This window comes from Micromonospora sp. D75 (assembly GCF_018070405.1).
GTDB lineage: Bacteria > Actinomycetota > Actinomycetes > Mycobacteriales > Micromonosporaceae > Micromonospora > Micromonospora chalcea.
The window spans coordinates 1-5,174 of the sequence record NZ_JAGPXV010000429.1 but is presented as its reverse complement, the minus strand read 5'-3'; the positions used below and the strand labels follow the sequence as shown (position 1 = coordinate 5,174).

The 5,174-nt window shown below is 73.3% G+C and carries 4 protein-coding genes and 1 pseudogene; 1 reads left to right on the top strand and 4 read right to left on the bottom strand.

Going from position 1 to position 5,174, the window contains the following annotated elements; translation table 11 throughout:
• The 4 genes from KBX39_RS22335 to KBX39_RS22320 form a co-directional block, all read right to left on the bottom strand.
• A partial coding sequence (locus KBX39_RS22335) for a sulfurtransferase (RefSeq protein WP_210872339.1) occupies positions 1–469 on the bottom strand: 469 nt, incomplete at its 3' end.
• Between the two features lie 89 nt (positions 470–558).
• Positions 559–2,655, bottom strand: coding sequence for a hypothetical protein (locus KBX39_RS22330; protein WP_147265127.1), 2,097 nt, complete (start codon positions 2,653–2,655; stop codon positions 559–561).
• Between the two features lie 158 nt (positions 2,656–2,813).
• Positions 2,814–3,260, bottom strand: coding sequence for a hypothetical protein (locus KBX39_RS22325; protein WP_043327643.1), 447 nt, complete (start codon positions 3,258–3,260; stop codon positions 2,814–2,816).
• A gap of 2 nt (positions 3,261–3,262) precedes the next feature.
• Positions 3,263–4,033 (bottom strand): SGNH/GDSL hydrolase family protein, encoded by a 771-nt coding sequence (locus KBX39_RS22320; RefSeq protein ID WP_043327644.1) that lies wholly within the window; start codon positions 4,031–4,033, stop codon positions 3,263–3,265.
• A 255-nt stretch (positions 4,034–4,288) separates the two neighbouring features.
• On the opposite strand from KBX39_RS22320, the pseudogene KBX39_RS22315 reads away from it, so the two are divergent.
• Positions 4,289–5,174 (top strand): annotated as a pseudogene (locus KBX39_RS22315) (hypothetical protein); the annotation flags it as partial.

Below are 5,174 nucleotides of genomic sequence, written 5' to 3'. Positions count from 1 at the left end.
GCGCGTCGTTGCGCTCCGGCACCGGGTACGAGGCGCGGGGCCGGCTCACCTTGTCCCGGGTCAGCTCCCGCCCCTCGGCGATCCACTTCTGCCGGCCGCCGTCGAGCAGCCGTACGTCCGGGTGACCGAAGAGGGTGAAGACCCAGAGGGCGTACGCGGCCCACCAGTTGAAGTTGTCGCCGTAGAAGACGACCGTGTCGTCCCGCCCGATGCCCTTGGCCGCGCACAGCTCGGCGAAGCTCGCGGCGTCCAGGTAGTCGCGGGTGACCTGGTCGTTGAGTTCGGTGTGCCAGTCGACCTTGACGGCGCCGGGGATGTGGCCGGTGTCGTAGAGGAGCACGTCCTCGTCGGACTCGACCACCACGAGCCCCTCGTCGCCCAGGTGCTCGGCCAGCCATTCGGTGGTGACCAGGCGCTGCGGGTCGGCGTACGACTGGAGATCAGGATGCGGATCGCTCGGCACAGGCATGATCCCCAAGGTACGCCGGATCGCGGGCCACGGATGTGACACCGGCCCCACCGCCTCGGAAAGGTGGTGGGGCCGGCGCGGTCAGGTGCTCAGCCCTCGGCCACCAGGAACGTCCAGACCTGCTCGGGCGAGCGGGTGCCGTCCGCGGTGACCCCGACGACAGTGAGCGTGTGCGTCCCACCCTCGGTGGGCGTCCAGCTCACCGTCGCCCGGCTGCCGGTCTCGACACGCTGCTCGACGCCGTCGTCGAACCGGTAGAGGAAGGCCACCGTCGTGGTGAGTTGCGACGTGAACCGGAACTCGCCCGGCTGGCCCGGACCGCCCATGGGCACGTCCGTCCGGTACGGGTCGGCGGTGACGGCGGGGCGCAGGTCCCGCACCCGGAAGGAGAAGGTCGCCGGCTCCGACACGGTGCCGTCCCCGCTCACGCTGCGCACGACCAGGTTGACCACGCCCGCCTCGGTCGGCGCCCAGGTGACAGACGCGGTGCCGTCGGCCTGCGCGGCCACCACCTGCTGGTCCTCGCCGGTGAACTGGTAGCGGTAGCTGACCGTGCCGGGCAGGCGGGGGGTGAAGGTGAAGACGCCCGGAATGCCCTGCCCACCGCTGGGGATGGGCAGGTAGACGGTGGCCGAGACCTTCGGCGCGGTCGGCAGGCTGAACTGCCGGCTGCTGGTGGCCTCCACACCGTCGGCCGTGACGCTGGTGACGGTGAGGGTGCGGGAGCCGCCCCGGGTCGCGGTGACGGTGATCGCGGCGGAGCCGTCCGCCGCCGCGTCCACCGTCTGCTCGGGGTCGCCGTCGAGGGCGTAGCGGTAGCGCACCACGCCGTCCATCTGCGGACGCAGCTGGAACGTGGCAGGCACCCCGATCTCACTCAGCCGTCCCTCCACGACCGGCGACACGTCCGAGGCGCGGAACGTGTACTCGGTGGTCGCCGAGGGGTTGCCGACCGCGTCGAGGCTCCACACCCGCAGGGTGTTCGGGCCGCTGTCCGGGGTGAGCGTGACGGTGGCCGTGCCGCCCGTCCGGTCCGCGTCGATCGTCTTCTCGACGCCGGAGTCCAGCGAGTAGCCGTACCGCACCACGTCGGCGGCGCCGTTGGCGGTGAAGGTGAACTCGCCGGGCAGAGCCGGGTACCACCCGTCGTCGTCGGGGAAGTCGGTCGACGTCACGACGGGCGGCGTGGCCGGCCCCCGGACGTCGAGGCGGAAGTAGCAGACCGGGCTCCACTCGCCGGTGGCCCGGCTGTCCGCCGCCCGCATCTGCCAGGCGTACGTCCGGTCGTGCTCGAACGGCGACGGATAGATGGTGTCGTAGCGGCCGACGGCCCGCTCGCCGTCGCGCGCGTAGTCGGTCTGCTCGATCCGCGCCTCCGGCTGGTCGACCGGCCAGGCCGCGAAGGAGACGGTGAGCTGGTCCGTGCCGCCGCTGTCGGTGCGGTCCCGGTCGTGCACCACTCCGGAGGGGACGGGGTAGCGGATCACCTGGTACGGCTCGGTGGTGGTGCACGCCGTGCCGGTCTCGCTCCGCAGGTCGGTCGGCACGCCGGGGCGGAAGTTGTAGTCGATCGAGATGCCGACCCTGCTGGCGTACTTCCGGGCCAGTGCCGGGTCCCGCTCGGCGTCGGCGGGCAGCCGCAGCGAGAGGGTCAGCGTCGACCGGCCCTCGGCGAGCGCCTGGCGCAGCCCGTCGACCGCGTCGAACTCCACCCGGGGCGCCGGGCAGACGGTCTGGTCGGTGAGCTGGCGGCTGTCGACCAGCCCCAGGTCGGCCGGGGGGTTCCGCCAGCTCGACCGGGCGGTGTAGGCGGCGGTACGCCGCAGCTCGACCACGGGACGTCTGGTGCAGTCGCCGCCTGCCGTCTCCTTCACGTCGAGGACTGCGGACTGGATGTCCGCTCCCCGGTAGCGGGAGATGTCGAACGTGAAGTAGGCGCGCGACGTGTGCGGGCGGCCTTTCCCGTCCTTCCACGTGCCGACCGGCACGTCCCCGGACCGGTCGATGTCGACCGTGGTGGGCGAGTGCGAGTCGGTCCAGGCCCACGAGGTGTTCGTCTCGTAGCGGATGTCGTACGCGGCTGCCGGCGCCGCGGTGGCGGCCACCGTTCCGGCCGCGACCACCATCGACAGCGCGGCGGCGAGCACGCCTCGCCGGGCGGTTCGACGTGGATTTCTGTCAGGCATGAGGGTCATCCCTCATCCACCTTTCCCCGATTTCGCCCCGTACTCGATCGACGGGGGTAGCGGATGCTATCCAGTGGGGCGGACATCGGGCGATCCCGATAAGCGGGCAACCGGACACATCGGACGAACGGCGGTGAAGGTCGAGCCGTGCGGCGGGGTCAGGCGCGGCGGTGCACCAGGCGGCCGGCGACCACTGTGGCCAGGCAGGCGCCGTCCGGGCCGAACACGGCGAGGTCGGCCCGCCCGCCGGTCACCAGTGCTGGCGGCCGCACGCCGGGCAGCACCGCCACGTCGTTGCGGGCCGCGGCAGCCCGCAGCGCCGGGTCGGCCACGTGCTCCTCGACCACCGCGGCGACGCCGAGCCGGAACAGCGCGTGCACCCGCTCGCGCGGCGTGGGCGCCGGGGGCAGCGGACCGTCGTGCACGAGCGCCGGCCCGAGCGTGCCGGCCCACCGCCGCACCCGCATCCCGGGGTACGCGCCGGGAAGCTCGTCCGTCGGCACGATCGCCTCGACCCGGTCACCGGCGACCACGACGGCCAGCCCCGCTCGGGGCGGGTCGTCGGCTGTCAGCCGCAGCAGGTCGGCGGCGTGGACGGTACGCACACTCAGTCGCGCTCGACCGGCCCGAGCACCGGCCGCTTGGCGGTGACGAAGTCGCCGGAGGACCGCCCGGTCAGCCGGCGCCTGATCCACGGCGCCAGGTGCTTGCCGGCCCAGCGCAGGTCGGCGGCGCGCGCGGCGAGCCACGGGCTGGGCGCCGGGTGCGGCGGGACCAGCAGCCACTCCTCGTCGCAGCCGACGCCGAGCGCGGTGAGCACCTGGGCGGCGACCCGGCGGTGGCCCGCCGCCGACAGGTGAATCCGGTCGGTGCTCCAGAGCAGCGGGTTGAGGTAGGTGTCGTCGGAGTACAGGTCGACCAGGATCGCGCCGTGCCGCTCGGCCACCTCGCCGACCACCCGGTTGAGCAGCGTCACGCGCGGGGCCATCAGCCGCTGGCCGGGCAGCCGTGACATCACGTCGGCGAACCGGAACAGCACCACGTCGCTGCCGCCGGAGCGCAGCCGCTGCACGACCGAGTCGAAGCGGGGGACGAACGCGTCCGGGTCGAAGGTGCGGCGCAGCACGTCGTTGCCGCCGGCCGCGAAGCTGATCAGGTCGGGCTTCATGGCCAGCGCGGACGGCACCTGCTCGGCCACCACGTTCGGGAACAGCCGGCCCCGGATGGCCAGGTTGGCGTAGCCGAAGTCGGGCCCGGCCTCGACGGCGAGACGGGTGGCGACCAGATCGGCCCAGCCCCGGTAGCTGCCGTCCGGATACGCGTCGTCCATGCCTTCGGTGAAGCTGTCGCCCACCGCCACGTAGCTGCGCCAGCGCACGGCGCCTCCCTCAGACGTCCCGGCAGAAGTGCGTCGCACAGTCTGTCACCGCGCGGGCCGCTCCCGCTGGCCCTGGACGCCGGACGTGGCGGATGTCTCGACGTCCTGTTCACGACAACCACCCCCCGGGGACAAAAGCCCCGACCCGTCCAGGCGGGGCAGAATCCGTCGTCCGGACCGGGGATGATGGCTGCCGTCATCCGGCCGCGCGAAACCGTCCGGCCGGTCCCGCATCCGGCACGAGCGAGGAACCACATGACGCAGGGGCACCCACCGGCGGCAGGTTGGCCACCGCCCGGCAACGCCGACCCCCGGTACGGCGGACCGCCGCCCCCCGGGCAGCAGTGGGCGCCCCCGGGCGCGCCGAAGTCCCGCCGTGGGCTCTGGATCGGGCTCGCGGCGGGCGCGCTCGCGCTGGCGGTCTGCGCCGGCACGGCGGTCGGCGTCGGGCTGGGCCTGCGCGGCGACGACGAGGACGGCCCGGCGCGGAAGGCGGCAGCCGGCGCGAACGGTGTCACCGTCACCGACGCCGAGCTGACCGCCCTGCTCGACCGGCACAGCAAGGCGCTGGCGGCGAAGGACCTGGACGGCTACCTGGCCGCGTTCGACCCGGCCCGCAAGGAACTGATCGCCGGGCAGACCCAGCTGTTCCGTAACCTGGGCAAGCTGCCGCTGTCGGTGGCCCGCTACGAGACGATCGAGAAGCAGGGCCGCGTCAGCGACGCCTTCGGGCAGGGCGTCACGTTCCAGCTCGACGTCTCCTTCGTGCACCAGTTGGACGGCTTCGACCTGGCGCCGGTCGCCGAGTGGTACCGCTGGACGGTCGTCCGCGCCGGCAAGGACGCGCCGATCCAGGTCACCGCCGTCACCGGCGCACCGGCCGGCGGCAACGGCGACTCGAAAACCGTCTACTACCCCGGGCCGTGGGACAAGTGGCGGGACATCCATGTCGAGCGGACCCCGTACGCCCTGATCATCACCGATGCGGCCCGGGCGGCCGTGGCGAGGCGGTACGCCCCGGCCGTCGACAAGGCGGTGACGAGCAACCTGGCCGTGTGGCGGGCCAACGCGCCGCCCGAGCCGGCGTCTGACAAGTTCGTCGTCACGCTCGCCGCCGGCAAGGGCGAGATGACCTCGCTCT

Bases quoted from the DNA above. Each gene is read 5' to 3' on its own strand.
- KBX39_RS22330 (WP_147265127.1), bottom strand. From the start codon at position 2,655: ATGCCTGACAGAAATCCACGTCGAACCGCCCGGCGAGGCGTGCTCGCC.